Genomic DNA, 26,302 nt, shown 5'->3' on the forward strand with positions numbered 1-26,302 from the left:
CGGGTGGCAGGCCGGGCTCCTTGCTGTTCCTCACTCACGCTCGCGGACGAGGGCGTCGAGCGCGAGCGCCGTGTTCCAGTTGCGCGCGGTCCCGCGTCGGCCGGCGGCCTTCTCGAGGATCGGCAGCGTGAGCTTCGACCGACCTTGGCCGTCGGGGTAGTAGGCGTACAGCTCGTGGCTGCGCCACTGCAGCCGCTCCGGCCCGTAGCGCGCGGGGTCGAACGACTGAGCGCTCGCGGACACGGATCCGTCCCAGGTGACGACGACGAGGTGCGACGGGTCGTCGCGTGCCTCGTCGGGGAACGGCAGCGCCTCGACGATCGCGTGCCACTCGCGCGCCGTCCTGGTGATCACGGGGACGGCGAACCCCGCCTCGGCGGTCAGCGCCGCGCTGAGCGCGTCGGCGACCTGCGCGGCGCTGACCGACGACGCGAGCACGACGTTTCCCGAGTTCACGTACGTCTTCACGTCCGTGTACCCGAGCCGCTCGGCGGTCTCCCGCAGCTGCGCCGACGTGAGCTTGCGCCCGCCGACGTTCACCGCCCGCAACAACCCCACCACCACGTCCCGTGCCACCGACGCTCCTCTCGCCTCTGGTTCTCCCGCGCCTCTCGACCACGCCTTCGACGCGGTCGACGCCGCAGCGGTCCTGTCGCCGTGCTGCCCGCGCACCTGCGCCGCACGTCGGTCCTCCGCGACGTGCGCCGCCTCCGGGAGCCTCATCGTCGGCGCCCACCCCGAGCCACCATCACGCGCCCGAGCCACCATCGCGCACCCCAGCCACCATCACGCACCCCGAGCCAACATCACCGGCTCGACCTGCGCCACTGAGCTCGGCACGTCCGGTGGACCCGGGGCGCGCCGCGCTGTCGCGCCGTTGTCTCTCGTCGCGCCGTTGTCTCTGGTCACGCCGTTGACCTCACGCCCTGCGCGGTCCACGAAGACGTAGAGCTGTGGACCGGGCAGTGGTGTGAGCAGCCGGCCGGACACCGGCTGCTCACCGAGCACGTCTCCTCGTCGCTGCACGCGAGGCGCGTCCGCTCGCGACCGTCCTTCAGGTGGATCCGCCGGCCCTGGTGGTCCCAGGCGGCGGACGTCGAGGTCGAGGCGGTGGACCTCGTGGTGGTGGAACGAGCAGAGCAGTACGGCGTTGTCGAGGTCCGAGCGCCCGGCGTCGCGGTGCCACCACCGGATGTGGTGCAGCTGACTGTGACGCGCGGTGGTCGAGCAGCCGTTCCAGGCGCATTTCCGGTCGCGCGCGATCACGGCCGTGCGCTGCGCAGGCGTGAACATCCGTCGACTGCGGCCGACGTCCAGAGGTAGACCCTGTTCGCTCATGACCACGCGCGTCATGGCGCAGTCGCACAGCGCGGCCGCGAGCTCGGTCCGCGTCAGCACGACCCCGTCGTCGCTGACGGCGGGGGGCGCCACCGCGGGCGTCGCGGTCGGCGCTGCCTCGGCCGGCACCGGGACCGCACGCTGCTCGGACACTGTCGGCGCCGCTACGCCGACACCGCTGGGGCGACGACCACGGCGAGCCTGCTGATGGCGGCGCACCTCGAGCCACGTCTCAGCGGGCACGAGCAGGTTCACCTGCGCGGCCGGTGCGGCGGTCGCGCCGTCAGGTTGCGGCGCGTCCGGACACCCGTCCCGTCCACCCCCACGGTCCGCGGGATGCACCCCGGCACGCGCGTCTGGCGCAGCGGCGGCACCCGCGGGGCGGGCGTCCCCGTCGGGCATAAGGCGCCGGCCCTGGCTCAGCGTGTGCTGGGCAAGGGCGGTCAGTGCGTCGGCCCGCGCCTGGTCGCCCGTGCGCTCAGGATCGGCGCGGTGCCCGGTGCCCTCGAGCGCCCGGGCGAGCACCTGCCCGGCGAGCGGGTCCAGGCGCCCCTTGAGGAACGTGGCGTCGTGCCCGTGGGTCACGGTCAGGAAGCGCGCACGCCGCGAGGCCTCGCGTGCATCCTCGACCGCGTCCGGGTCGTGCGCGGCGACCAGCGCGGCCACCGTGCGCGCGAACTGGCGCTGGTCGGTCTGGCGCGCCTGGTCGATCAGGTGCTCCTGCGTCGCCGGGGAGGCGAGGGCGGCGCTGACCTCGGGACTCGCCTCGGCCAGGACACGTCCGAGCACGTCGACGTGGCCGGTGGGCATCGCCTGGTCCAGCACGGCCTGCGCGACCTGGGGCAGCGCGGTCATCGCCTGCGCCGAGCCGACCTGCCGGGCCGCGCCGAACCTCGTCGTCCCGGTGAGGCGAGCGCGGGTGTCGACGAACGATCTCTCCGCCCCGACCGCCGCAGCCGCCGCGTGCTGCGCGACCAGGACCGGTGCGCGCGCCGCGGTGACGAGCGCCTCCAGCCCGTCGAGCACGCGGACGCACGCCGCCCTCGTCGCACCGTCCCACCGCGCGGCCTCACGTGCCGCGACCGCGAGAACCCGCAGGTCGTCGGCGACGTCCTGCAACGCGGCCAGCACGTCCGCACCGACCGGCCGCGGCAGCGCGCTTCCGGCCAGCACAGTGGCGGGGGAGTGAGCAGCAGAGGCGTCGAACACGTGTTCGATTCTACGCGAACCGGACATGCGTGCGCCAGACCCGACTGCATGTGCGTCGGGCGACCGAGAGCGCGCGCCCGTCTCACATCCCGCCTCCCGCCGGTGTGCGAGAAAGGTTGCGGTGGGGAAACGCACGCACACGTCTGCCGGTAACACGCCGTTCGTACGGTCGGTGCTGTCGTCGTCACCCGTCGGACGGAGCATCCCGTGACCCAGCACCTCGTCGTCGTCGGCGGCGGAATGGTGGCGCAGCGCCTCGTCGAGGCCATGCGCGACCGTGACGCCGACGGCCGCTGGCGCATCACCGTCCTGGCCGAGGAGCCGCGGCGTCCGTACGACCGGGTGGCCCTGACCAGCTACTTCTCCGGCCGCGACGCGGACGACCTGGCGCTGGGCGATGCGAGCCTGTGGGACGACCCGCTGGTCTCGTTGCGCCGCGACGACAAGGTCGTGGCGATCGACCGGGCCGCGCGGACGGTGACGACCGAGCGCGGTCGCACGGAGCCCTACGACCACCTGGTCCTCGCGACGGGCTCGTCGGCCTGGGTACCGCCCATCGAGGGCGCGGACCTGGAGGGCGTGTTCGTGTACCGCACGGTCGACGACGTCGCGGCGCTGCGCGGCTACGTCGAGCAGCTGAAGGCGACGAAGCCGGTCGTGCGGGGCGCGGTGCTCGGCGGTGGTCTGCTCGGGCTCGAGGCCGCGGGGGCGCTGCAGGCGCTGGGGGCGCAGGCGACCGTGCTGCAGGTCGGCACGCACCTGATGTCGACGCAGATCGACCTGGGCGGCGGCGAGGCGCTGCGGCGGCTGATCAACGGCCTGGGCGTGGGCGTCCGCCTGAACGCGATGACGACGCGCATCCGTCCGCACCGCCGCGGTGGCGTGGGGCGGCTCGACATGGCGGACGGTGGCCGCGTCGACGTGGACGTGGTCGTGGTCGCGGCGGGTGTGCGGCCGCGCGACGAGCTCGCGCGCGCTGCGGACCTGGTGATCGGCGAGCGCGGCGGGGTCGTCGTGGACGACTCGTGCCTGTCGAGCGACCCGCACATCTCGGCGGTCGGTGAGGTCGCGTGCATCCAGGGCCAGTGCGTGGGCCTGGTCGCCCCGGGCTACGCGATGGCGGAGGTCGCGGTCGACCGTCTGCTGGGCGGCGCCGCGCAGTTCCCCGGCGCGGACACGGCGACCAAGCTCAAGCTCGCGGGCGTGGACGTCGCGAGCTTCGGTGACGCGTTCGGCACCACCGAGGGTGCGCTCGAGGTCGTGTGGGCGGACCCGGTCGCCGGTGTCTACAAGAAGCTGGTCCTGTCCGACGACGCGCGCACCCTGCTGGGCGGCGTCCTCGTCGGGGACGCGTCCGCGTACGCGAGCCTGCGGCCGATGCTCGGTCGCGAGCTCCCGGGCGACCCCGCGGCGTTCCTGCTGCCCGAGGGCGGCGCGGGGGCGCCGGACCTCGAGCTGCCCGACGACGCGAGCGTGTGCTCGTGCAACAACGTCAGCGCGGGCACGATCCGCGGCGCGGTCACCGAGCACGGCTGCACGGACGTCGGCGCGGTCAAGGCGTGCACGAAGGCCGGCACGTCGTGCGGCTCGTGCCTCCCGCTCGTCAAGAAGCTCGTGGGCACCGAGCTCGCCAAGCAGGGCATCACGGTGTCGTCGGCGCTCTGCGAGCACTTCGCGCTGTCGCGGGCTCAGCTCTACGACGCGATCCGGGTCGCGGGCGTGACGTCGTTCACCGAGGTCGTCGCGCGGTTCGGCACGGACCTCGCCGGGCGCGGGTGCGACATCTGCAAGCCCGCGGTCGCCTCGATCCTCGCGACGACCGCGCCCGCGCACGTCCTCGAGGGCGAGCGCGCCGCGCTGCAGGACACCAACGACCACGTCATGGCGAACCTGCAGAAGGACGGCTCGTACTCGGTGGTCCCGCGCATCCCGGGCGGCGAGGTCACGCCCGAGGGGCTGATCACGATCGGCGAGGTCGCCCAGGAGTTCGGGCTCTACACGAAGATCACCGGCGGTCAGCGCATCGACCTGTTCGGTGCGCGCATCGACCAGCTCCCGCTCATCTGGCAGCGGCTCGTCGACGCGGGCTTCGAGTCCGGGCACGCGTACGGCAAGTCGCTGCGGACCGTGAAGTCGTGCGTCGGGTCGACCTGGTGCCGGTTCGGCGTGCAGGACTCGGTCGCGCTCGCGGTCCTCCTGGAGCTGCGGTACCGAGGGCTGCGCAGCCCGCACAAGATCAAGCTGGGCGTCTCGGGCTGCGCGCGCGAGTGCGCGGAGGCGCGCGGCAAGGACGTCGGCGTGATCGCCACGGACAAGGGCTGGAACCTGTACGTCGGCGGCAACGGCGGCTTCACCCCGCGCCACGCGCGGCTGCTGGCCGAGGACCTCGACACCGAGACCCTCATCCGCACGATCGACCGCTTCCTGCTGTACTACGTCCGCACCGCGGACCGGCTGCAGCGCACCGCGCCGTGGGTCGACGAGGTCGAGGGCGGTCTCGAGGGCGTGCGTGCGGTCGTCCTGGACGACTCGCTCGGGATCGCCGCCGACCTCGACGCGCAGATGGCCCGGCACGTCGAGGAGTACGAGGACGAGTGGCGCGCGACGCTCGAGGACCCCGAGAAGCTGCGCAGGTTCGCCTCGTTCGTGAACGCCCCGGACACCGCCGACCCGTCCCTGGCCTACGTCCCCGAGCGGGGGCAGGCCCGTCCCGCCACGGCCGACGAGCGGGCCGCCGCCGAGCGCGGCGAGCCGGTGCTCGTCGCCGGAACCACCCTGGAGGTGCGCGCATGACCGTCCTGGACACCCCGCCCGCGGTGACGGCGACGTGGACCGCGGTCTGCCGTCTCGACGACCTCGCCCCCGAGCGCGGCGCCGCGGCACTCGTCGACGGCGAGCAGCTCGCCCTGTTCCGCCTGGTCGACGACTCGGTCCTGGCCGTGCAGCAGCAGGACCCGTTCTGCGGCGCGTTCGTGCTGTCGCGCGGGATCGTCGGCACCCGGCACGTGGCCGACGAGGTCGTGCCGACCGTCGCGTCGCCGATGCACAAGCAGGTGTTCGACCTGCGGACCGGTGCGTGCCTCGACCCGGTCGGCAAGGCGCCCGTCCTGGGTCTGGCTGCTGACCTGCGGACTTGGCCGGTACGTGTCGTCGATGGGATCGTCGAGGTCGGCGGACCGGCCGTGTCCGACGGGCCGGCAGGGGGTGGCGCATGACGACGATGCTGGGTCTGGACCTGACGGGTCGGCGCGTGCTCGTCGTCGGCGGTGGTCCCGTCGCGGCGCGCCGCGTGCAGGCGCTCGTCGCGGACGGAGCCCGCGTGCTCGTCGTCGCGCCCGCGCTGTGCGAGCCGCTGCGCGACGCGCACCGGTGGGGGCAGGTCGAGTGGCGGTCGCACGAGGTCCGCGAGGACGACCTGGACGACGCGTGGCTCGTGCTCACCGCGACGGGTGACCGCGCGACCGACGACCAGGTGGCCGCCTGGGCGTCGCAGCGTCGCGTGTTCTGCGTGCACGCGGGTCGCGTGGCGGGCGGCACGGCCCGCACGCCCGCGACGACGAGCCTCGGCGACGTGCTCGTCGGCGTGGTCTCGACCGGAGCGCCCGACCCGGGCCGGACCACGGTGGTGCGCGACGCGCTCGCGGAGAAGGTGCGCGACGTGCTCGCGGACCACCTGCGAGAGGGCCACGTGGACGTGCGGGGCAAGCGGCGCCGCGACGAGGGTCGCGTGGTGCTGGTCGGCGGCGGTCCGGGCGACCCGGGGCTGCTGACGCTCGCAGGACGCCGCGCGCTCGCGGAGGCGGACGTGGTGGTCACCGACCGGCTGGGCCCGGTCGACGTGCTCGACGAGCTCGCGCCCGACGTCGAGGTCATCGACGTGGGCAAGACGCCGGGGAACCACCCGGTCCCGCAGCACGAGATCGGCCGCATCCTCGTCGAGCAGGCGCAGCGCGGTCGGGTCGTGGTGCGGCTCAAGGGCGGCGACCCGTTCGTGTACGGGCGCGGCGGCGAGGAGGTCCTGGCGTGCCGTGAGGCGGGCGTCGCGGTCAGCGTGATCCCGGGCGTGAGCTCGGCGCTCGCGGCCCCCGCCGCGGCCGGCATCCCGCTCACGCACCGGGGCACGGTCGGCGCGCTGCACGTCATGAACGGTCACGACGGCTGGTCGCAGGCCGCGCTCGTGGGGCTGCGGGACGCCACGTGCACGGTGGTCGTGCTCATGGGCGTCTCCGCGCTGGGTGAGCTCGCGTCGCGCGCGCTCGAGTTCGGTGTGCCGGCGACGACGCCCGCGGCGATCGTCGAGCGCGCCACGACGCCCACGCAGCGCGTGACGCGCGCGTCGCTCGCGACGCTCGAGGCCACCGCGCTCGCCGAGGGCGTCCGGGCGCCGGCGGTGCTCGTCCTGGGCGAGGTCGCGGCGGAAGGGCTGCTCGCACCGCGGCCGGTGGACTCACCCGACGCATCGGACCTCACAGACCGCACAATGGCGTGGTGAGCGCCGCCACCACGAGCAGACCCTCCGACCCCGGGATCGACCAGACCCTGGCCGGGTGCGTCGTGCTCATCACGGCGGACCGCCGCTCCCACGAGCTGACCGCCGCCCTCACGCGTCGCGGCGCGACCGTCCGGCACGCCGCCGCGCTCGGGATGATCCCGCACATCGACGACGCGGCGCTGCTCGCGGCGACGCGCGACGTCATCGCGGACCCGCCCGACACGGTCGTCGTGACGACCGGGATCGGGTTCCGCGGCTGGGTCGAGGCCGCGGACGTCGCCGGTCTGGCCGACGACCTCGTGGAGGCGCTGCGCGGTGCGCGGATCGTCGCGCGCGGCCCGAAGGCGCGGGGTGCGATCCAGGCCGCGGGGCTCACGCCGGACTGGGTCGCGGAGTCCGAGACGAGCGCGGAGGTCGCGCAGGTCCTGCTCGACGAGGGCGTGACGGGGCGCGACATCGTCGTGCAGCACCACGGTGCGGGCTCGGACGGGCTCGACGCGGCGTTCGTCGCGGCGGGCGCGCGCGTGCGCAGCCTGGTCGTGTACCGCTGGGGTCCGCCGCCCGACCCCGCGGCGGTCGCGGCGTCGGTGCGCGCCGTCGCGGCGGGTGAGGTGGACGCGGTCGCGTTCACGTCCGCGCCGGGCGCGAGCGCGTGGCTCAGCGCCGCCGACGAGCAGGGCGTCACCGACGAGATCGTCGCGCGCTGCCGGGACGGCGCGGTCGTCATGGCCGCCGTCGGACCGGTCACCGCGCTTCCGCTCCAGGAGCGCGGCATCGAGCCCCTGGTGCCGGACCGCGGCCGGCTCGGCTCGCTCGTGCGCCTGATCGTCAACCACTACGGCGGTCTCGAGGCGCTCGAGACGATCGCCGGACCCCTGCGCGTCTACCGGGGTGCCGCGGTGCTCGGCGAGCGCGTGCTGCCCCTGACGCCGACGGGGCTGGAGATCCTGCGGCTGCTCGCGCACGCGCGAGGCTCGGTCGTGCCGCGCGACCAGGTGCTCGCGGCGCTGCCCGGGGACTCGCGCGACCCGCACGCCGCCGAGGTCGCGATCGCCCGGCTCCGGGAGGCGACAGGCTCGCGTGGGCTCATCCGCACGGTCGTCAAGCGCGGTTACCGGCTCGAGCTGGCGGCGCTGTGAGTGCGCCCGCGGGGCGCCCGCCCGTCCTGATCGGCTGCTCGCACGGCACCGACGACCACGACGGGCGTGCCGCGGTCCGTTCGATCCTGGCCGACGCGGTCGCGCTGCGCCCCGACCTCGACGTGCGCGAGGCGTTCGTGGACGTGCAGACGCCCGCGGTGGCCGACGTCGTCACCGAGGTCGTCGGCACCGGCGGCGAGGCCGTCGTCGTGCCACTGCTGCTGTCGGTCGGCTTCCACGTGAGCGTCGACATCACGAGGGCCGTCGACCTGCCCGGCGCGCGGTCGGCCGCACCGCTCGGACCCGACACGTCGCTCGTCGAGATCCTCGCCGACCGCCTCGACGAGGCGGGGCTGACCGCGCAGGACAGCCTCGTGCTCGCCGCAGCGGGCTCGCGCGACCCGGCGGCGGCGGCCGCCGTGCAGGCCGTCGCGCAGGAGCTGGCGACGCTGCTCGGCCGGCACGTGGGACCGCCCGACGAGCGCGGCCCCGGGCTGGTCGTCGGCTACGGTGCGGGCGCTCTCCCGCGCGTCCCCGACGCCGTGCAGCTCGCGCGCGGCACCGACGACCGCCGGGTCGTCGTCGCGTCCTACCTGCTGGCACCCGGGTACTTCTACGACCGCGTGCTCGAGGCGGGTGCCGACGTCGTGTCCGCGCCGCTCGCGCCCGACAAGCGGCTCGCGCACCTGGCCCTGCGCCGGTACGCCGAGTCCCTCTCCTGACCACGCGGGTCCTCGTCAGCCGCTCCTGACGAGCCTTGCGTGCCGTCAGCCGACCCTGCCGAGGAGGGGCGCCCGGGAGAGGATCAGCTCCCGGGCGCCCCGTCGGTCGGTGCCGTGCTGGGCAGGCCGCGCGTCGCGGCACGAGCGGGCGATCAGGCCGTGCGCCGCCGGACGACCGTGCCGACCACGCCCGCGGCGGCGAACAGAGCCAGGGCGGCGACGCCCTTGCCGATGCTCGTCGCCCCGCTGCCGTCGGCGCCTGCGATCTCGATCGAGTACGCCGTGGCGCCGGTCGCGCCCTCGGGCGCCCCGTAGGCCATGCCCTCGTCGGCCGCGCGCTGGGCGCCCGCCGCCAGGACGGCGTACCCGGTGCCGAACGTCGCCGCGGTCTGCGCCCCGGACTCGACGAGCTGCGACGTGCCCTCGTCGGACAGGCGCTGGGCGCCGTCGACGAGCTGCGGCGCGGACTCCGAGGCCGTGCCCAGGCCCTCGGCGAGGAGCTCGGACCCGTCGGCCGCGCGCTGGATGCCCGCGGCGAGCGTGGTGGACCCGGCCGCGGCCGTGCCGATCCCGGCCGCGAGGGTCGACGAGCCGGAGGCAGCCGACCGCAGACCCGCGAGCAGCTTCTCGGAGCCGGACGCGGCGGCCCCGAGGCCGTCGGCGACCTTCGTCGACCCGGCCGCCGCGCCGTCCAGACCCTCGGAGATCGCCGCGGCACCCGTGGCAGCACCAGCGAGCCCGTCGGCGAGGTCCTTCGACCCGGAGGCGGCATCCGCGAGACCGGTCGAGAGCGCACCGGCGCCCGTGCTCAGCTTCGACGCGCCGTCGCCCAGTCTCCCGAGACCGGCGACGAGGTCACCGCCGCCGCCCTGGATCGTGCCGACGCCCGCGCGCAGCCCGTTGACGCCGCCGCGCAGCGTCTCGTCGTCGGGCGTGTCGGTCGCCGAGCCCACGCCGCCCTGGACCGAGGCGACGACCTTCGTCGTCAGGTCCTGGAGCCCCGCGTCGAGGCCGGCGAGACCTTCGAGCAGCCCCGGCTTGGCGGTGCTGCACACGCCGGGGAGCGTGGCCGACGACAGTCCGCACTGGACGGCGGCGAGCGTCGTGGCCGCCGTGCTCAGCTTCGACGCGGAGTCGCTCATGCCCGCGCTCAGCTGGTCGAGACCACCGGCGACGTTGCCCAGGCCCGCCTGGTAGGACGCCTGCGCACCCGCGGGGAGCATCGACGTGAACGCCGCGAGTCCCGTGGTCGGGCTCGTGACCCCGGCCTTGAGATCCGCGATGGAGTCGACGGTGTCGCCCGCGGTCGTGGCCGCGGCGCCGAGCTGGCTGCGGACCGCGTTGACGGCGTACAGCAGCGAGGGCTGCTCGCCCGGGGCGGGTGCGGCGGTCGACCCGATGCCCGCGCGTAGGCGCGCGATGCCGTCGCGCAGCGGCTGTGCCTTGGTCGGCAGCGTGCCGATCTGCGTGGAGAGGTCGGCCAGGCCCTTGTCGACCTTCGCGAGCCCGTCGTCGACCTGGGTGAGGCCGGCGATGAGCGCAGGTGCCTTGGCGGCGGCGCTCGCCAGGCCGGCGTCGAGGGCGGCCGCGCCTGCCGCGAGCTCGGCGGCACCCGGCGCGGCGCTGTCGTTCAGGCCGGCCGCGAGCTTCGCGGCACCCGGGGCGGCGTCGTCGGTGAGACCGTCGGCCAGGGTCGCCGCGCCGGGCGCGAGCTGGTCGTTGAGCCCGTCGGCGAGCGTCTTGGCCCCCGGTGCGAGCTGGTCGACCAGGCCGGAGCTCAGCGTCGAGGCCCCCGGCAGGAGCTGGTCGTTGAGCCCGTCGGCCAGCGTGCGTGAGCCGGGCAGGATCTTGCCGTTGAGACCGGCCGCGAGGTCGCCCGCGCCCGGTGCAGCCTCCAGCGTGAGCCCGTCGCGCAGCGTGCCGGCGCCCTCGTCGAGCTGCACGAGCCCCGCGAGCAGCGTCGCGGCGCCGTCGTGCAGCCGCAGGAGGTTGTCGTTGATCGTGATCGCGCCGCTCGTCAGGTCGACGCCGGACTCGGCACCCGACGCGTAGCTCGCCGAGCCGCCCTTGAACGACGGGTAGTCCAGCGGCGAGACCGGCATCGACGTCAGGGAGGCGGCGGGCACGACGCCGCGCGAGATCCGTGCGGAGTAGCCGAACTCCGCCGTGGGCGAGCCGATCGGCGGGAACAGCGTCATCTGGAACGTCAGTCGCGTGCCGCCCCGGCCGTCGCCGGCGACCCCCGCCTCGGCCGTCTGCACGTCCGTGAAGGACGGCGGCAGGGTCGTGACGAGCTGGCCGATCATCGGCACGACGGTCGTGGCCGTCGCGGTCGCCGTACCACCGCGGCCGTCGTCGAACGTGACCTCGTCCTCGCGGCTGGTGAGGTTGGTGACCGTGTACCGGACCTCGAGCAGCCCGGACCGCCCGACGACGTCGCCGGGTGCGACGGTCGTGCCGTCGAGCGTGTAGCGGATGTCGACGCCGAGCGGCAGGTCGCCGTCGAAGTCGCTGACCGTGCGCAGGCGCCGCTCGCCGTCGACCTCGACCTGGGTCACGAGGCGGCCGTCCTCGACGCGGAACGCGCCGAACCCGTCGAGGTTGCGCAGCCCGCTCGTCGAGACCGGGTTGGCGATGGTCGCGGTGCCGCGGCCGGACAGCGCGAGCTGTTCGTAGACGCGCGCCTCCTGCAGCGCGCCGGTCGCGTCGAGCTTGGCCTGCACGGTCTCGGTGTTGACGACGGTGACATCGCCCGAGTCGTCGGCGGCGCCCGCGGAGCTGCCGAGCACGAGGGGGAGCGTCGCGGTGACGGCGACGACGGGGAGGATGCGACGCACGTCAGGCCTCCGGGCGGGGGTCGAGGGCGAGCGAGGGGCGGGGGGTGGCGACGTCGGGCGAGAAGGTGCGCGGCTCGCGCAGCACGGTGTGTGCAGCGGCACGGCGCGGCTCGGCGTGGACCGACGAGGGCAGCGGCTGCCCGTGCACGAGCGCGTCGGCGTCGTCGACGGCCGGAGCCTCGTCCTGCTGCGCCGGCTCGTCGGTGGGGCCGAGGAACACGGTGGCGAGCAGGCCGATCGCGGCGGCGAGCAGCACGCCGCTGACCGTCGCGATCGAGGTCGTGACCACGGATGTCGGGTCCTGTGCGTAGACGCGCTCGTACGCACCGACGACCGCCGCGACGCCGAGCAGGAGCGGCCACAGCGGGACGCGGCCATGGGCGACGGCGACCACGCCGACGACGAGGGCGAGGACGACGAGCACCGCGACGGCGCGGCCGGCCGTGGAGTCGGGCAGGGCCGCGGCGCGCAGCAGGTAGCCGACCCAGGCGATCACGGCACCGGCCAGGAAGCCGGCGACCCGGCTGACGACCGTGCCGCCCGGCACGAGACCGAGAGCGCCACCGAGGGCGGCGCCGAGCAGGACGACGGGTGCCACGTCGGCACCCAGGAGCGACAGCGCGACCACCGCCGTCGTGAGGACAGCGAGGACAACCCCCGCCAGCACGTTCCGCTTCATCGACCACCTCGTCGTGGACTCGGCCGGGGACTCCGGGGCCGGTCGTCCTCGTCGACGTCCGGCCGCGCGACTGTCTACCAGCGGGCCGATTACCGTGACCATGCGGTACTAGGTAAAGGAGGGGCGGTACTAGGTAACTGCAGCAGGAGTATCAGGTAACCGTTACGGTCCCGTGACCTGGGGTGGGACCTGTGACCCTCGCGGGGCCCGTCGCGATCGCACCGCGACGAGCCCCTCCCCGAACGCGACGACGAGGTCCCGCACGCACCCGCTCAGAGGTAGCGCGTCGGGTCGAACTGCTCGAGCGGGATGATCCGGACCCGCGGGAGCGAGACGTTGAACGCCTGCACGTCGTGCTCGAGGTCGAACGCCTGCAGGCCCTGCGCGATCAGCCCCGACAGCGAGGTCGAGGTGAACTCCCGGAACGCGATGAGCCCCGTCCGCCGCGACTCGTCCTCGACGAGCGTCGCGAGCTCACCCGCGAAGTCGCCGTCGTGGCTCACGAGCATCACGTCGCCCGCACGCCCGGCGATCGCCTCGAGCGTGCGCTTGATGCCGATGTCGACGACCTTCTCGTGCGCCTCGCCCGACAGCGGGATCGGCTGGAAGCCGATCGCGAGGAGCGCCTGCACGAAGCTCATCGGCAGCGAGCCGTTCGAGGCGTTGAGGAAGAACAGGCCCTTGACGTCCTGACCCCACTGCTGCTGCGCGAAGGCGAGCACGCGCTCCCAGCGCGGTCGCTGGTCGGGCGCGGGCCGCGCGCCCAGGATCGCGGTCCCCAGGGTCGCGTCGATGTTCTCGCCGTCGACGACGACGTACGTCGTCCCGGTACCCGTCCGGCTGCCCGCCTCGCTGCTCATCGCCCCAGGCTAGACGCTGATCGGCCCGCGGCGTGCGACAGTGGGCGCGGGCAGTCGTGCCTCGGGACGCGAGAGGGGAAGCGTGTGGGGGAGACGGTCGGACGAGCAGCGACGCCGCGCGAGTCGGCCCAGGCGTGGGAGTCGCTCTTCCGCGCCCAGGTCGCGCTCATGCGCCGGTTCACGCACGAGGACGTGTGGGGCGACCTGTCGGTCCGGGAGTACGACGTGCTGTTCACGCTCTCGCGCTGCGAGGGACGCGCCGCGCGGCTGCGTGACCTCGGCGCGGAGAGCCTGCTGACGCAGCCGAGCCTGTCGCGGCTCGTCGAGCGGCTCGAGCTGCGCGGCCTCGTCGTGCGGTCACCCGCGACCGACGACGGGCGCGGTGTCGTCGTGACGCTGACCGACGAGGGTGCGCGCGAGCAGCGGGCGATCGGCCGGCGGCACGTGGAGCAGATCCACCGGCTCGTCGGCGGGGCGCTGGACGCCGAGGAGCTCGCGACGCTTCGTCGGCTCACGGACACGCTGCGCGCCCGCCAGGCCTCCATCCCCTGATCGCCCGGCCCCCGCGTCCCGGGACGCTGGACGCCGCACCGTGCCGGATGCTGGACCGGTCGCAGTCGCAGACTGAGATGACGCGAAGTCAGGACCGAGGGCCCACGCGCCCCCCGAGCAGGGCCCGCACCATGGAGGACGAACTAGGGGAGGTGCGGCATGAAGGTGCTCGTCGCAGTGGCGTCGCGCCACGGTGGCACATGGGGGATCGGCGAGTGTGTGGCCGAGGTGCTGCGTTCCCGGGGGCACAGCGTGGAGCTGCGCGAACCCGAGGACCTGGTCGACGCGCAGGGGTACGACGCCCTCGTGCTCGGCTCGGCGGTCTACACGGGTCACTGGCTGCCGGCCGCACGCGCCCTCGCCGAGCGGGTCGAGCAGGGTGGCAACCCGCCGTTCGTCTGGCTGTTCTCGTCGGGTCTGGCGACCCAGCCCGCGGCGGCCGCCAACTCGCCGCACGAGCTCGCCGCGCTCGGCGCGTCGCTGCGCGCGCGCGGCCACCGCAGCTTCCGTGGCCGCCTCGACATCGCCGCGCTGTCGTTCGCCGAGCGCGCGATCATCGCGGGCGCCCGTGCGCGTGCCGGCGACCACCGCAACTTCGAGCTCGTCGAGCAGTGGGCGCAGTCCATCGCGGACGCGCTCGTCCTGCAGCCCGCGCGCTGACACGACGAGGCGCACGGCCCGCGTCGCGCTGACGACGGGCCGGTGGCGGCCTGCGGTCGACGGCCGGCGGCCGACGGGGATCCTGACGAAGTGTCCGTTCGATCTCACGTCGCCGTGCCCGCCGCCCGCAGGTGCCGCCGCAGGGCGCGGTGCGATGATCGACACGTGCCTCACGAGACCAGCCTGAGCCCGGCCGCGCCCTACGACGCCCTCCTGCTCGCCTCGTTCGGCGGCCCCGACGGCCCCGACGACGTGCTGCCCTTCCTGCGCAACGTCACCGCCGGCAAGGGCATCCCCGACGAGCGTCTCGCCGAGGTCGCCGAGCACTACCACCACTTCGGCGGCGCGAGCCCGATCAACCAGCAGAACCTCGCGCTGCAGGCCGCCCTGACCGCCGAGCTCGAGCGCCGCGGCGTGGACCTGCCGGTCGTGTGGGGCAACCGCAACTGGACGCCGTACACCAAGGACGCGCTCGCAGCCGCGCACGCCGACGGCGCCCGTCGCGTCCTCGCGCTCGTGACCAGCGCGTACGCGTCCTACTCGGGCTGCCGGCAGTACCGCGAGGACTTCTGGACCGCGCTCGAGGAGCTGGGCGCCGAGCTCGGGCTGGCCGCGGGCGAGCAGCCGCTGGTCCTGGACAAGGTGCGGCCGTACTTCAACCACCCGGGCTTCGTCGCGGCGAACGTCGACGCCGTGACCGAGGCGTTCGGCAAGGTCCCCGAGGACGCACGGCTCGTGTTCGTCACGCACTCCATCCCGGACACGATGGAGGAGGCCTCCGGGCTCGTCGCCGCGCCGTACTCGGCGCAGCACCTGGACGTCGCGGCGACCGTCGCCGCGGCGGTGGGCGAGCGGCTGGGCCGCACGGTCGAGTGGGACCTCGCCTACTGCTCGCGGTCCGGCCCGCCCAGCCAGCCCTGGCTCGAGCCCGACGTGAACGACCTGCTGACCGACCTCGCCGGCCGTGGCGTGCGCTCCGTCGTGCTCTCGCCGATCGGGTTCGTCTCCGACCACATGGAGGTCGTCTACGACCTCGACACCGAGGCGCTCGAGACCGCCGAGGCGCTCTCGATGACGGCCGTGCGCGCCGACTCGGTCGGCACGCGCGAGCCGTTCGTCCGCGGCCTCGTCGACCTGATCCTCGAGCGTGCGGCGACCGCCCGCGCCGTCGACGCGGGCCAGACCCCTCCCGAGCCCGCGACCGTGGGCGCGCTGCCCGCGCGGTACGACGTGTGCCGACCCGGTTGCTGCCGACGCCAGGCCGGCGTCGACTCGGGCCGACCCGCGGCGTGCTCGGTCGACCCGCTGTCCTGACCTGAGCGCCGTCCCGGCGCCGCCCTCGTCTCCCACCCTGCACGGAAGGACCGTCGCGTGACCGACGTCGACCACGAGACCCTCAACTCCACGATCCGCTACACGATGTGGTCGGTCTTCGCCCTCGAGGAGGTGCTGCCCGCCGACGACGACGAGCGCGCCGACCTCGTCGCGCAGGCGCTGGCCGCGGTCGGGCAGGACGCCGACCTCGTCGTGCGCGGCTGGTACGACGTCGCGGGTCTGCGCGCCGACGCCGACCTCATGGTGTGGTGGCACGCGGAGACCGTCGAGCAGGTCCAGGGCGCCTACCAGCGGCTGCGCCGCAGCGACCTCGGTCGCCACCTCCTGCCCGTGTGGTCGGTCGTCGGCCTGCACCGCGCCGCGGAGTTCAACCGTCGGCACGTGCCCGCGTTCCTCGCGGGAGAGGAGCCGGGTGACTACCTGTGCGTGTACCCGTTCGTGCGCTCGTACGACTGGTACGTCCTGCCCGAGGAGGACCGCCGCCGCATGCTCGTCGAGCACGGCCACGCCGCGCACGACTACCCGGACGTGCGCGCCAACACCGTGTCGGCGTTCGCGCTCGGCGACTACGAGTGGCTGCTCGCCTTCGAGGCGCCCGAGCTGCACCGGATCGTCGACCTCATGCGCGAGCTGCGGGCGGTCGAGGCGCGACTGCACGTCCGCGAGGAGATCCCGTTCTACACGGGCCCGCGCACGACCCTCGAGGCGTGGGCCGACCGGCAGCCGGTGGGCTGATCCGCGCGGCCGGTGCCATGATCGGCACATGCTGCGACTCGTAGGGGAGTGGCGCGTGAGCGTGCGGACGCACGCCGTCGTGCCGGACGCTTCGACGCACGACCCCGCGGGCGACGGGCAGGGTCAGGGCCCACGCGACGAGCCTGCTCGCCTGGCGTCGCTCACGTTCGACGGCGACGGCCAGGTCTTCGGCACCGGAGGCGTGAACCGCCTGCGCGGGACGTGGTCGATCGACGGCGACCGCCTCGCGTTCGGCCCAATCGCCTCGACGCTCATGGCCGGCCCGCCCGCCGCGATGCGTCAGGAGGCCGAGCTGCTGCGGCTGCTCGGCGAGGGCCTCGTGCTCCGCACGGCCGGGGGCTCGCCGCACGGCGTCGCGGACCCGCTGCTCGACCGCGCCGCCGGCACTCCCGCGCCCGTGGTCGAGCTCGTCGCGCCGACCGGCGAGCGGCTCGTGCTCACGCGCGTCGACGCGGCAGCCCGGCGCTGAACCCGGGGGGATGCGGGCGGACGCGGACCCGTGAGCCCGCGCCCGCCACCAGCCCCGGCCCGGACAGCGGGCGTCAGGGGTAGAGGCCGCGGATCTGGTGCGCCTCGGCGACGCGGCGCACGCCGATCGCGAGGGCCGCGTCGCGCAGCGAGAGCGACTGGTCGCGTGCGGTCTCCGCGACCGCTCCGTAGGCCGCGTGCATGCGCTGCGCGAGGCGCTCGGCGATCTCCTCCGACGTCCACCAGTAGGCCTGGTTCGCCTGCACCCACTCGAAGTACGAGACGACGACGCCGCCGGCGTTCGCGAGGATGTCGGGAACGACGACGATGCCGCGGTCCGCGAGCACGCGGTCGCCCTCGGGCGTCGTCGGGCCGTTCGCGCCCTCGACGACCCAGCGCGCCTTGATACCCGTCGCGGTGTCCGCGTCGATCACGCCCTCGACCGCGGCGGGGATGAGCAGGTCGACGTCGAGCGCGAAGATCTCGTCGTTCGACACCGGCGTCCCGCCCTCGAAGGAGCTGACCGACGCGCCCGTCGCGACGTGCGCCAGGAGCGCCGGGACGTCGAGCCCGTCGTCGTTGCGCGTCCCGCCGTCGACGTCGGTCACCGCGACCACGCGCGTGCCCGCCTCGTGGAGCCAGTGCGCCGCGTGCGAGCCGACCTTGCCGAAGCCCTGGACCGCGGCACGGACCTCCGCGAGGTCGACGCCGTCGTCGGCGAGCGCGGCGGCCGCCGCGTGCACGACGCCGCGCCCCGTCGCCGTCGCACGCCCCAGCGACCCGCCCACGGGCAGCGGCTTGCCGGTCGTGACACCCGGGATCGTGTACCCCAGGTTGACCGAGTACGTGTCCATGACCCACGCCATGGTCTGCTCGTCGGTCCCGATGTCGGGCGCCATGATGTCCCGCTCAGGACCGATGATCGGCATGATCTCGGAGGTGTAGCGGCGCGTGACGCGCTCGAGCTCGGCCTGCGAGTACTGCCGGGGGTCGATCGTGACGCCGCCCTTGGCGCCGCCGTACGGGACGTCGACGACGGCGCACTTCCAGGTCATCCACATGGCCAGGGCGCGCACCTCGTCGATGTCGACGCTCGCGGCGTAGCGCAGGCCTCCCTTGCCGGGGCCGCGCGAGATGTTGTGCTGCACGCGGTAGCCGCGGTGCAGCACGATCTCGCCGGAGTCGCGCCGCAGGGGCACGGCGACGTGCATCTCGCGGCGCGGCGTGGCCAGCATCTCGTGCAGGCCGGGGGAGTAGCCGAGGATCTCGACGGCGGAGGCGAGCTGGGCGAGGGCTGTGGTCAACGGTGACGTCACGCGGCCACTCTGCCACCGACGCCCGCGCTCACGCACGAGCACAGGCCCGGGGCGCGTCGCGCACGGCCCCCAGCACCGTGCGCGGGAGCCCCGGGCTGACCTTGGCCTCAGGCGGAGGCGCGGACCACGAGCTCGGGGGCGAAGATCAGCGGCTCGCGCGGGAGCTGCTCGCCGTGGAGCTGCGCGAGCAGCCGGTTGCCCGCTGCGCGCGCCATCGACACGACCGGCTGGACCACGGTCGTCAGCGGAGGCGTGGTCGAGGCCGCGACGCCGATGTTGTCGTAGCCGACGACCTTGATGTCGCCGGGGATGTCCTTGCCGATCTCGGCGAACGCCGCCAGCGCACCAGCCGCCATGAGGTCGGACGCGACGAACACGCCGTCCACGTCGGGGTACTTCTCGACGAGCTCGTGGGCCAGCCGCGCGCCGGACGCGAGCGTGAAGTCGCCGTGCAGCACGGCGTCGTCGGACAGGCCCGCCCTCCGGACGGCGGAGCGCCACCCCGTGAGGCGGTCGACACCCGCGGACATGTCCTGCGGGCCCGCGATCGTCGCGATGCGCGTGGCGCCGCGCTCGATCAGGTGCTGCGCGGCGAGCTCGCCACCCGCGACGTTGTCCGTGTCGACGAAGTGCACCTCGCGGGGGTCGACGGACAGCGGCCGGCCGACGAAGACGTTGGGCAGGCGCGACGTCAGCAGGACCCGGTCGAGGTCGTCGGTCCGGTGGTGCGACACGACGATCGCGCCGTCCACGTGCCCGTTGCGCAGGTAGCGCACGGTGCGCTCCGACTCGCCGGGACGGGCGATCACGAGCACGACCTGGATGTCGGAGTCGGCGAGCGCGGTGCTCAAGCCGTTGAGGGTGCCGGCGAAGAACGGGTCCGACAGGACGCGCTCGTCGGGCTCGGGCACGACGAGCGCGATCGAGTCGGTGCGCTTCGTCACGAGCGAGCGGGCGGCCCGGTTGGGCGTGTACCCGAGCTCGGCGACGGCGGCCTCCACCGCGGCCAGGGCGTCGGGGGAGACCCGCAGCCCGCCGTTGATGGCGCGCGATGCCGTCGACCGGGACACACCCGCACGTTCTGCGACCTGCTCGAGCGTCGGCGCAGACGGGCGGTCGCCGTCGAGGGCGAGGGGTGAGTTCTCGACCACCATCGGTCAGTTCCCTTTCGTGTGCCAGACAGTCGTCCCGGGCGGGGCGCGTGGCGCCGGTGGCCCGGGGTCGGGCCGGCGTCGTCGCCGGCCCGACCGTCGGCGATCAGCCCTTGACTGCTCCGGCCATGATGCCTGCCACCAGCTGGCGACCGGCGAACGCGAACAGGATGAGCAGCGGCAGCGTCATGAGGAAGACGCCGGCCATGATCAACGAGTAGTCCACGAAGTAGTTCTGCTGCAGCAGACGGATCGCCAGCGGCAGCGTCGGGTTCTGGTTGTTGAGCACGATCGACGGCCAGAAGAAGTTGACCCACTGGGCGACGAAGGTGAACAGCGCGAGCATCGCGGCTGCCGGCCGGGCGGCGGGCAGGGCGATCGACCAGAACGTGCGGAACATCGAGGCACCGTCGACGCGCGCGGCCTCGACGAGCTCGTAGGGCAGTGCCTCCTCGAGGTACTGCGTCATCCAGAACACGCCGAACGCGCCGACGAGCGACGGCACGATGACCGCCTGCAGGTGCCCGATCCAGTTGAGCTTCGACATGATGATGTACAGCGGGACGACGCCGAGCTGCGTCGGGATCGCCATCGTCGCGATGACGAACACCAGCAGGCCCTTGCGGCCCGGGAACCGCAGCTTCGCGAACGCGAAGCCCGCGAGCGTCGACAGCAGCACGGTCGAGGCCGAGACGACCACAGCGATGATCACCGAGTTGCCGACCGCCTGCCAGAAGCTGAACGACTCGGCGTTGATCACGTTCTTGAAGTTCGTGAACAGGCTCGCGTCCGGGTACCACTGCGGGAGCGGCTTCTGGGCGATCGACACCGTGTCGGACGAGCCGATCACGAGCGTGTAGTACAGCGGCGCGAGGCCGATCACCACGACGAGGCCGAGGAGGATGTAGTTGAGGACACCCGGACGGCGGTCGTAGCCGCCGACCTTGCGGCCGGTCTTGCGGGCGGCGGCGCGCGCAGCTCCGCGCCCGGCGACCTGCTCGATGGCGGGGATGGAGTTCATGACTGCTTCCTCTGCGCTTCGTACCGCTTCTGTGCTGCCTTGATCTCCTTCTTCGACAGGTTCGAGTCACCCGTGGAGATGCGCTTCGTGACCCAGAAGTTGACCATGCCGATGACCAGGATGAGCAGGAACAGGAGCCAGGCGATCGCGGCCGCTCGGCCCAGGTTGTACTGGCCGCTCCAGCCGGTGTTGTACAGGTACAGCGTCGTGGTCAGCCACTGACGCGAGGCGCCACCGGCGCCGGTGGCGTCGAACACGCGCGGCTCGTCGAAGATCTGCAGACCACCGATGGTCGAGGTGATGACGACGAAGATGACCGTGGCGCGGATCTGGGGGATGGTCACCGAGAAGAACTGCCGCGCGCGGCCCGCGCCGTCGATGATCGCGGCCTCGTAGAGCTCGCGCGGGACGGCCTGCATGGCTGCGAGGAAGATCAGGGCGTTGTAGCCGGTCCACCGGAAGTTGACCATGGACGCGATGGCGATGTGGCTCGCGAGCGGGTCGACGTGCCACAGGACGGGGTCGATGCCGATCGCGCCGAGCCAGGAGTTGATGAGCCCGGACTGGTCCGCGAACAGGCGGCCGAAGATCAGGCCGACCGCGACGGGCGCGACCACGTAGGGCAGCAGGACGCCCATGCGCCAGAACGTCTTGGCGCGCAGGTTCTGGTCGAGCAGCGCGGCGATGAGGATCGCGGCGATGACCTGGGGGACCGACGAGAGGATGAAGATCGACAGCGTGTTGCGCAGGGAGAGCCAGAAGTCCTTCTGGTCGAACACGTCGGTGAAGTTCTTGAAGCCGACGAAGTCACCCTGACCCTGCAGCAGCTGCCACTTGTGCACCGAGACGTAGCCCGTGTACAGGATCGGGAACAGGCCCGTGACGAAGAACAGGATGAAGAACGGGGAGATGTACAGGTAGGGCGAGACCTTGACGTCCCAGCGGCTGAGCGTCTGGGAGAAGCCCACGCGGCGGGGCTGCCGCGGTGCCGGCGCGAGATCGCTCTCGGGCTCGACGGGTGACTGGACGGACATGACCACCTCATGGACGGCGTGAGTGGACGCGGCGCCCGGCAGGTTGCCCTGCTCCCACAGGGGGAGGGCACACCTGCCGGGCGCCGCTCGGATCCGGGGGCCGACCGGTTGTCAGTCGGCCACTCGGCTGGTCGGGTCAGGCGCCGGAGCACCTGACCCGACCGGGGTCACAGACCCAGCGCGTTGAACGCGTCGAGGGCACCCTGCCAGGCAGCAGCCGGGTCCGCCGACTTGTCGACGTCGACCTTGGTGATGGCGTCAGTCACGGTCGTGTGGATCGAGAAGTAGTTCGGGCCCTTGAACGGCGTGACCGTGATGGCCGCGTAGCGGTCGGCGAAGATCTTGCCGGTCGGGGCGTCGTTGAAGAAGTCGTTCGTCGCGGCGGTCAGAGCCGGGTCGGACGAGGCCTCGGTCTGGCTCGGGAAGTTACCCGCGTTGAGGAACGCCTTGACCTGGATCTCGGGCGAGGTCAGCCACGCGGCGAGCTCCTTGGCAGCCTCGGCGTTCTTGCCGGCCGCCGGGACGGTCAGGTACGAGCCGCCCCAGTTGCCGCCGCCGCCGGGGAACACGTTGGCGATGTTCCAGCCGGTGACGCCGCCCGCGCGCTCCTCGATCGGACCCGTCATCCAGGACGGGCAGAGCATGGTCGCGAAGCCGTTGTTCTGGAACGCGGCGTCCCAGTCACCGGACCACTGGCCGAGGTGCGCCGACAGCTCCTGGACGTCCGCGCCCGTGACCGTGTCGAACAGGCCCTTGACGGCCGAGTTGTCCTGGAGCGCGATCGGCGTGCCGTCCGTGTTCTCGTACGCGGTCTCGAGCTGGTTCACCATGCCCTGGTAGATCGCGTTGCCCGAGTCGAACCAGGCGCTGTCCGACTTGTCGACGAACTGCTTGCCGACCTCGAAGTACTTCTCCCAGGTGGCGCCGTCGCCACCGAGCAGCTCCGCGACCGCCTCAGGCGTGCTCTCGAGGCCGGCAGCCTCGAAGAGGTCCTGGCGGTAGCAGATCGCCTCGGGGCCGACGTCGGTGCCGTAGCCGATGAGCGCGCCGCTGGCGGTCGTGGCCGGCTTCGTCTTGAACTCGGGCCAGCGACCCTCGACGTCCGCCGAGTTGAGGTCGAGGAACTTGTCACCCGACTGCACGAGCTCGGGCAGCCAGTCGATCTCGATGGCCTCGACGTCCGCGAGACCCGCGCCACCGGCGGCGAGCTTCGTCGTCAGGTTGGTGCGAGCGTCCTCGGACTTGGCAGCGATCGTCTGCTTGACCGTGACGTTGGGGTGGTCCTTCGAGTACTCGGCGAGCAGCTCGTCCGTGTAGCCGAAGTTGTTGAACGTCGCGACGGTGAGCGTGATCGGCGTCGAGTCGTCGCCGCCCTTGGTCTCGCCGCTCGTCGGGGTGCCGCTGCCGCCGTTGTCGTCGGAGCAAGCGGTCGCCAGGAGGGCGATGCTCGCGACCCCGGCCGTGACGGCCAGGAACTTTCGAGTGGTCTTGCGCACTGTGACTCCCTTGTCAGTCGGACGGCAGCCATGCCGTACCTCACCTGTCGCCTTCGCGGACCCCGGCTTCTTCGCCGCCGGGACCACGTCAGCGTGGGTCTGAGAGACCCCGCTTGGAAGCGCTCCCCTCCGCAGTGTGCGGGAGCGTTCCCACGCGCTGGGTGACACTGTCGTCGGGCGACCGCGGGGTGTCAAGGAGGTCCGGGTCCGAAAAGGTCGTGGTAGCGATCCCACAGGAGTATCACCGCAGGTCAGAGGCAACTTCCACGGTTCCCACGTTACCGAATCGTTACGGCGTGGAACCGCTTCCGTGACCAGCCCGCGACGGCCCCACGTGCACCCGCGCGGGTGACCTGACGTCGGACGCCGTCGGTGACGCGTGTGACCAGGGCGCTCTACGCGAACCGATGCCGCGCGACCTGCTCCTCCGCGGCGAGCGCCCCGCGGATCGCCGCCGCCGTGGCCTCCTCGACAGCGCCGCCGAACAACGGGATCGCGGCGTGCACCTCGCCGTCGTACCGCACGGCCGTCCGCGCGGCGCCGTGGGCGACGAGCGTGACCCGCCCGGCGAGGCGCACGGGGACGCCGACGACCTCGACGACGACCGTCCCGACGCGCGCCCCCTCGTCGTCCGGTGCCTCCCAGGCCTCGACCTGACGCACCTCGATGCGGTTGCCGACGAACGCTCGGACCTGCGCCGGGATCTGGTCGGTCGGCAGAGCGCGCCGGGTGGTCACCGTGAAGGCGCCCACGTCGTCCCCGGCGCCCGGTGTCGCGTCGCCCGCGGGCGCGGGGTCCGCGTGCGCGTCGTCGTGCGTGACGTCCACCTGCTCGCACGTCGCTCCGGCGGCCTCGACCTTCTCGCGCACGTAGCCCGGGTCCGCGAGCAGCCGCGCGGCCGTGCGCGGGTCGGTCGGCAGGACGAGCATCTCCGACAGGTGCACAGCGACCCCCTCGTTCGGTGCCGCGTCGCGCGGCGCGGTCGAGCCTAGTGGCGCCCGTAGGCTGAGCGCGTGTCCACCCTGAGCGTGCTCGTCGAGCGTCACGGCCCCTTGCCCCCGGCGGACCTGGAGTGGCTCCACCTGCTCGTCGGCGACTGGCAGGTCGTCTCCGATCTCGCCTTCGCCGACCTCGTGCTGTGGCTGCCGACCACCGACGGCGACTTCGTCGCGATCGCGCAGTGCCGGCCCTCGACCGGGGCGACCGTGCACTACGACGACGTGGTGGGCTCGCGCGCGCCGGAGGGGCAGCGGCCGCAGCTGCAGCGCTCGCTCGACGAGCGGCGTCAGCTGCGCTCGCGCGAGCCCCGGTGGTTCGGCTCGTACGCGGTGCGCGAGGAGGCGATCCCCGTCGTGCGGGACGGTCGTCCGATCGCCGTGATCGCCCGGCAGACGAACCTCGGCGGCGCGCGCACGCCGAGCCGGCTCGAGCTGAACTACGTCGAGGCGGCCGACGACATCTTCGGGATGATCGCGTCGGGCGACTTCCCGGCGGCTGACGCGCCCACCGGCCCGCGCCGCGGCGCGCCGCGTGTCGGCGACGGGCTGGTGCGCCTCAACTCCGAGGGCGAGGTCCTGTACGCGAGCCCCAACGCGCTGTCGTGCTTCCACCGCCTCGGAGCGCTCGGGGACCTCGTCGGCCGGTCGCTGGTCGAGGTGACCGCCGACCTCATCCCGGAGCAGCGCGCGACCGTCGACGAGTCGATGCCGCTCGTGCTCATGGGGCGCGCGCCGTGGCGGACCGACGTCGAGGTCGGGGGAGTGGCGCTCTCGCTGCGCGCGGTGCCGCTGACGGACGAGGGCCAGCGCATCGGCGCGGTGCTGCTGTGCCGCGACGTGTCCGAGCTGCGGCGCCGCGAGCGCGAGCTCATCACCAAGGACGCCACGATCCGCGAGATCCACCACCGCGTGAAGAACAACTTGCAGACCGTCGCCGCACTGCTGCGGCTGCAGTCGCGGCGCATGACCTCGCCCGAGGCGCGCGACGCGCTCACCGAGGCCATGCGACGCGTCGCGACGATCGCGCTCGTGCACGACTCGCTGTCGCAGACGATCGACGAGAGCGTCCCGTTCGACGACCTCGTCGGGCGCAGCCTGCGGCTCGCGGCGGACGCGGCCTCGGCCGGTGCGCACGTCCGCACGACCGTGTCGGGCACGTTCGGCTCGGTCCGGGCGGAGGACGCCACGGCGCTCGCGCTCGTGCTGACCGAGCTCGTGACGAACGCGGTCGAGCACGGGTTCGAGGGGCGCGAGTCGGGGCGCGTCGAGGTGTTCGTCGAGCGCGAGGACGACGACCTCACCGTCACGGTGGCCGACGACGGCTCGGGTATCCCCGAGGGCCGCGGCGCGGGTTCGGGGCTCGGCACGCAGATCGTCCAGACGCTCGTCACCAACGAGCTGCGCGGAGGCATCGAGTGGCGGGCACGGCCCGAGGGCGGCACGGCGGTCGTCGTGCGGGTCCAGCTGCGCACGTCACGCGACGCCGCCCAGGTCGGCTGACCGCCCACGTCGGCTGACGCGCACGCCGTCGGGGACGACGCGCGTGCGGCCCGCGGGCGTGGGACGACGAGGCCCACGAGGGTGGGACGACGAAGGGGCCGGCCAGACGGCCGACCCCTTCGGAAAGCTGTGGTGCGCGGCTGGTCAGCCGGCGCGGCGCTGACGCGCGGTGCGGCGCTTGAGCGCGCGACGCTCGTCCTCGGACAGGCCACCCCACACGCCGGCGTCCTGACCGGTCTCGATCGCCCACTTGAGGCACGTGTCGACGACGTCGCAACGACGGCAGACAGCCTTGGCCTCCTCGATCTGGAGGAGGGCAGGACCCGTGTTGCCGATCGGGAAGAACAGCTCGGGGTCCTCGTCGAGACACGCTGCGCGGTGGCGCCAATCCATGTGAACTCTCCTTGGGCGCACGACGACGACCGCACCCGGGTGAGGGCGCGCGTGACGTCATGCACGATGCGTTGGGGGGCTGGGCGGAAGACCTGCTGCATCAAGACTCACACCCGATCTTCGTTCGCACAAGGGGTTACGAGATGGTTTCGACTTCATGACGGCTGAGGCGTTGGTCACAGTGGTCTGAGCGTGTTTCGCCCGGGTCGGATCGATTCGGACGGGTCTGGGGGCCGACGGCGAGTGAGATGTGGTCGAACGGCGTGTCCGGACGTGGTATGGGTCACGTCGGCGTGTCGGTGTCGCCACGCGGGGGCGGGTGTGCGTCGGCACCGGCGAGCCGCCC

At 73.5% G+C, this 26,302-nt stretch carries 23 protein-coding genes; 11 read left to right on the forward strand and 12 right to left on the reverse strand.

The genetic code is table 11. The features are described from left to right. Positions 1 to 30: 30 nt before the first annotated feature. Both CPE01_RS04130 and CPE01_RS04135 read right to left on the reverse strand, forming a co-directional pair. The gene (locus CPE01_RS04130) at positions 31 to 576 is read right to left on the reverse strand and encodes a DUF1697 domain-containing protein (protein WP_146805373.1); all 546 of its coding nucleotides are present in this window, start codon (positions 574 to 576) and stop codon (positions 31 to 33) included. Positions 577 to 786: 210 nt separating this feature from the next. Further along, positions 787 to 2,547, reverse strand: a complete 1,761-nt coding sequence (locus tag CPE01_RS04135; RefSeq protein ID WP_146805374.1) for an HNH endonuclease signature motif containing protein — start codon at positions 2,545 to 2,547, stop codon at positions 787 to 789. Positions 2,548 to 2,754: 207 nt separating this feature from the next. Here CPE01_RS04135 and nirB point away from each other — a divergent pair, with 207 nt between their 5' ends. From nirB to CPE01_RS04160, 5 genes are read left to right on the forward strand one after another with little or no spacing between them, the layout of a single operon-like run. Further along, positions 2,755 to 5,340, forward strand: a complete 2,586-nt coding sequence (nirB, locus tag CPE01_RS04140) for a nitrite reductase large subunit NirB (RefSeq protein WP_146805375.1) — start codon at positions 2,755 to 2,757, stop codon at positions 5,338 to 5,340. After that, entirely contained in the window at positions 5,337 to 5,762 is a 426-nt protein-coding gene (nirD, locus tag CPE01_RS04145) for a nitrite reductase small subunit NirD (RefSeq protein ID WP_146805376.1), read from the forward strand. Before nirB ends, nirD begins: the two co-directional genes overlap by 4 nt. Continuing rightward, positions 5,759 to 7,039 (forward strand): uroporphyrinogen-III C-methyltransferase, encoded by a 1,281-nt coding sequence (cobA, locus tag CPE01_RS04150; RefSeq protein WP_146805377.1) that lies wholly within the window; start codon positions 5,759 to 5,761, stop codon positions 7,037 to 7,039. The genes nirD and cobA overlap by 4 nt, the downstream gene beginning before the upstream one ends. Beyond that, positions 7,036 to 8,178 carry a uroporphyrinogen-III synthase gene (locus CPE01_RS04155; protein ID WP_146805378.1) on the forward strand — a complete coding sequence of 381 codons (1,143 nt, stop codon included), beginning with the start codon at positions 7,036 to 7,038 and terminating at the stop codon, positions 8,176 to 8,178. Before cobA ends, CPE01_RS04155 begins: the two co-directional genes overlap by 4 nt. After that, positions 8,175 to 8,900 carry a sirohydrochlorin chelatase gene (locus tag CPE01_RS04160; RefSeq protein WP_146805379.1) on the forward strand — a complete coding sequence of 242 codons (726 nt, stop codon included), beginning with the start codon at positions 8,175 to 8,177 and terminating at the stop codon, positions 8,898 to 8,900. Before CPE01_RS04155 ends, CPE01_RS04160 begins: the two co-directional genes overlap by 4 nt. 152 nt (positions 8,901 to 9,052) lie before the next feature. Here CPE01_RS04160 and CPE01_RS04165 read toward each other — a convergent pair whose 3' ends face one another. The 3 genes from CPE01_RS04165 to CPE01_RS04175 form a co-directional block, all read right to left on the reverse strand. Continuing rightward, positions 9,053 to 11,737 carry a hypothetical protein gene (locus CPE01_RS04165; protein ID WP_146805380.1) on the reverse strand — a complete coding sequence of 895 codons (2,685 nt, stop codon included), beginning with the start codon at positions 11,735 to 11,737 and terminating at the stop codon, positions 9,053 to 9,055. Between the two features lies 1 nt (position 11,738). Next, entirely contained in the window at positions 11,739 to 12,416 is a 678-nt protein-coding gene (locus tag CPE01_RS04170; RefSeq protein WP_146805381.1) for a hypothetical protein, read from the reverse strand. Positions 12,417 to 12,688: 272 nt separating this feature from the next. Then, a complete protein-coding gene (locus tag CPE01_RS04175) occupies positions 12,689 to 13,276 on the reverse strand; it encodes an NYN domain-containing protein (RefSeq protein WP_146805382.1) in 588 nt (195 codons plus the stop codon). An 84-nt stretch (positions 13,277 to 13,360) separates the two neighbouring features. Here CPE01_RS04175 and CPE01_RS04180 point away from each other — a divergent pair, with 84 nt between their 5' ends. The 5 genes from CPE01_RS04180 to CPE01_RS04200 all read left to right on the forward strand — a co-directional run bounded on the left by CPE01_RS04180 (position 13,361) and on the right by CPE01_RS04200 (position 17,048). Next, complete coding sequence (locus CPE01_RS04180) at positions 13,361 to 13,828, forward strand: MarR family winged helix-turn-helix transcriptional regulator (protein WP_246783730.1); 468 nt, start codon at positions 13,361 to 13,363, stop codon at positions 13,826 to 13,828. A 159-nt stretch (positions 13,829 to 13,987) separates the two neighbouring features. After that, positions 13,988 to 14,488, forward strand: a complete 501-nt coding sequence (locus CPE01_RS04185) for a flavodoxin domain-containing protein (protein WP_146805383.1) — start codon at positions 13,988 to 13,990, stop codon at positions 14,486 to 14,488. A 165-nt stretch (positions 14,489 to 14,653) separates the two neighbouring features. Continuing rightward, complete coding sequence (locus CPE01_RS04190; RefSeq protein WP_146805384.1) at positions 14,654 to 15,802, forward strand: ferrochelatase; 1,149 nt, start codon at positions 14,654 to 14,656, stop codon at positions 15,800 to 15,802. Positions 15,803 to 15,859: 57 nt separating this feature from the next. Beyond that, a complete protein-coding gene (gene hemQ, locus CPE01_RS04195) occupies positions 15,860 to 16,558 on the forward strand; it encodes a hydrogen peroxide-dependent heme synthase (RefSeq protein ID WP_371861979.1) in 699 nt (232 codons plus the stop codon). A 28-nt stretch (positions 16,559 to 16,586) separates the two neighbouring features. Further along, the gene (locus CPE01_RS04200; RefSeq protein WP_146805385.1) at positions 16,587 to 17,048 is read left to right on the forward strand and encodes an META domain-containing protein; all 462 of its coding nucleotides are present in this window, start codon (positions 16,587 to 16,589) and stop codon (positions 17,046 to 17,048) included. Between the two features lie 73 nt (positions 17,049 to 17,121). Here CPE01_RS04200 and CPE01_RS04205 read toward each other — a convergent pair whose 3' ends face one another. From CPE01_RS04205 to CPE01_RS04230, 6 genes are all read right to left on the reverse strand, one after another. Next, positions 17,122 to 18,363, reverse strand: a complete 1,242-nt coding sequence (locus tag CPE01_RS04205; RefSeq protein ID WP_246783731.1) for a Glu/Leu/Phe/Val family dehydrogenase — start codon at positions 18,361 to 18,363, stop codon at positions 17,122 to 17,124. 107 nt (positions 18,364 to 18,470) lie between these two features. Then, a complete protein-coding gene (locus CPE01_RS04210) occupies positions 18,471 to 19,517 on the reverse strand; it encodes a LacI family DNA-binding transcriptional regulator (RefSeq protein ID WP_146805387.1) in 1,047 nt (348 codons plus the stop codon). Positions 19,518 to 19,620: 103 nt separating this feature from the next. After that, complete coding sequence (locus tag CPE01_RS04215; protein WP_146805388.1) at positions 19,621 to 20,535, reverse strand: carbohydrate ABC transporter permease; 915 nt, start codon at positions 20,533 to 20,535, stop codon at positions 19,621 to 19,623. Continuing rightward, positions 20,532 to 21,569: a carbohydrate ABC transporter permease gene (locus CPE01_RS04220; protein WP_146805389.1), complete on the reverse strand. Its 1,038-nt coding sequence runs from the start codon at positions 21,567 to 21,569 to the stop codon at positions 20,532 to 20,534. The genes CPE01_RS04215 and CPE01_RS04220 overlap by 4 nt, the downstream gene beginning before the upstream one ends. A gap of 167 nt (positions 21,570 to 21,736) precedes the next feature. Next, complete coding sequence (locus CPE01_RS04225) at positions 21,737 to 23,065, reverse strand: ABC transporter substrate-binding protein (protein ID WP_146805390.1); 1,329 nt, start codon at positions 23,063 to 23,065, stop codon at positions 21,737 to 21,739. Between the two features lie 395 nt (positions 23,066 to 23,460). Beyond that, positions 23,461 to 24,009 (reverse strand): DUF2505 domain-containing protein, encoded by a 549-nt coding sequence (locus tag CPE01_RS04230; protein ID WP_146805391.1) that lies wholly within the window; start codon positions 24,007 to 24,009, stop codon positions 23,461 to 23,463. 69 nt (positions 24,010 to 24,078) lie between these two features. Between CPE01_RS04230 and CPE01_RS04235 the strand changes: the two genes are divergently transcribed. Then, positions 24,079 to 25,563: a sensor histidine kinase gene (locus tag CPE01_RS04235; protein WP_146805392.1), complete on the forward strand. Its 1,485-nt coding sequence runs from the start codon at positions 24,079 to 24,081 to the stop codon at positions 25,561 to 25,563. A gap of 144 nt (positions 25,564 to 25,707) precedes the next feature. Here CPE01_RS04235 and CPE01_RS04240 read toward each other — a convergent pair whose 3' ends face one another. After that, positions 25,708 to 25,956 (reverse strand): WhiB family transcriptional regulator, encoded by a 249-nt coding sequence (locus CPE01_RS04240; RefSeq protein ID WP_013883096.1) that lies wholly within the window; start codon positions 25,954 to 25,956, stop codon positions 25,708 to 25,710. Positions 25,957 to 26,302 lie beyond the last annotated feature (346 nt).

The organism is Cellulomonas persica, from assembly GCF_007989825.1.
GTDB classification, from domain to species: Bacteria; Actinomycetota; Actinomycetes; order Actinomycetales; family Cellulomonadaceae; genus Cellulomonas; species Cellulomonas persica.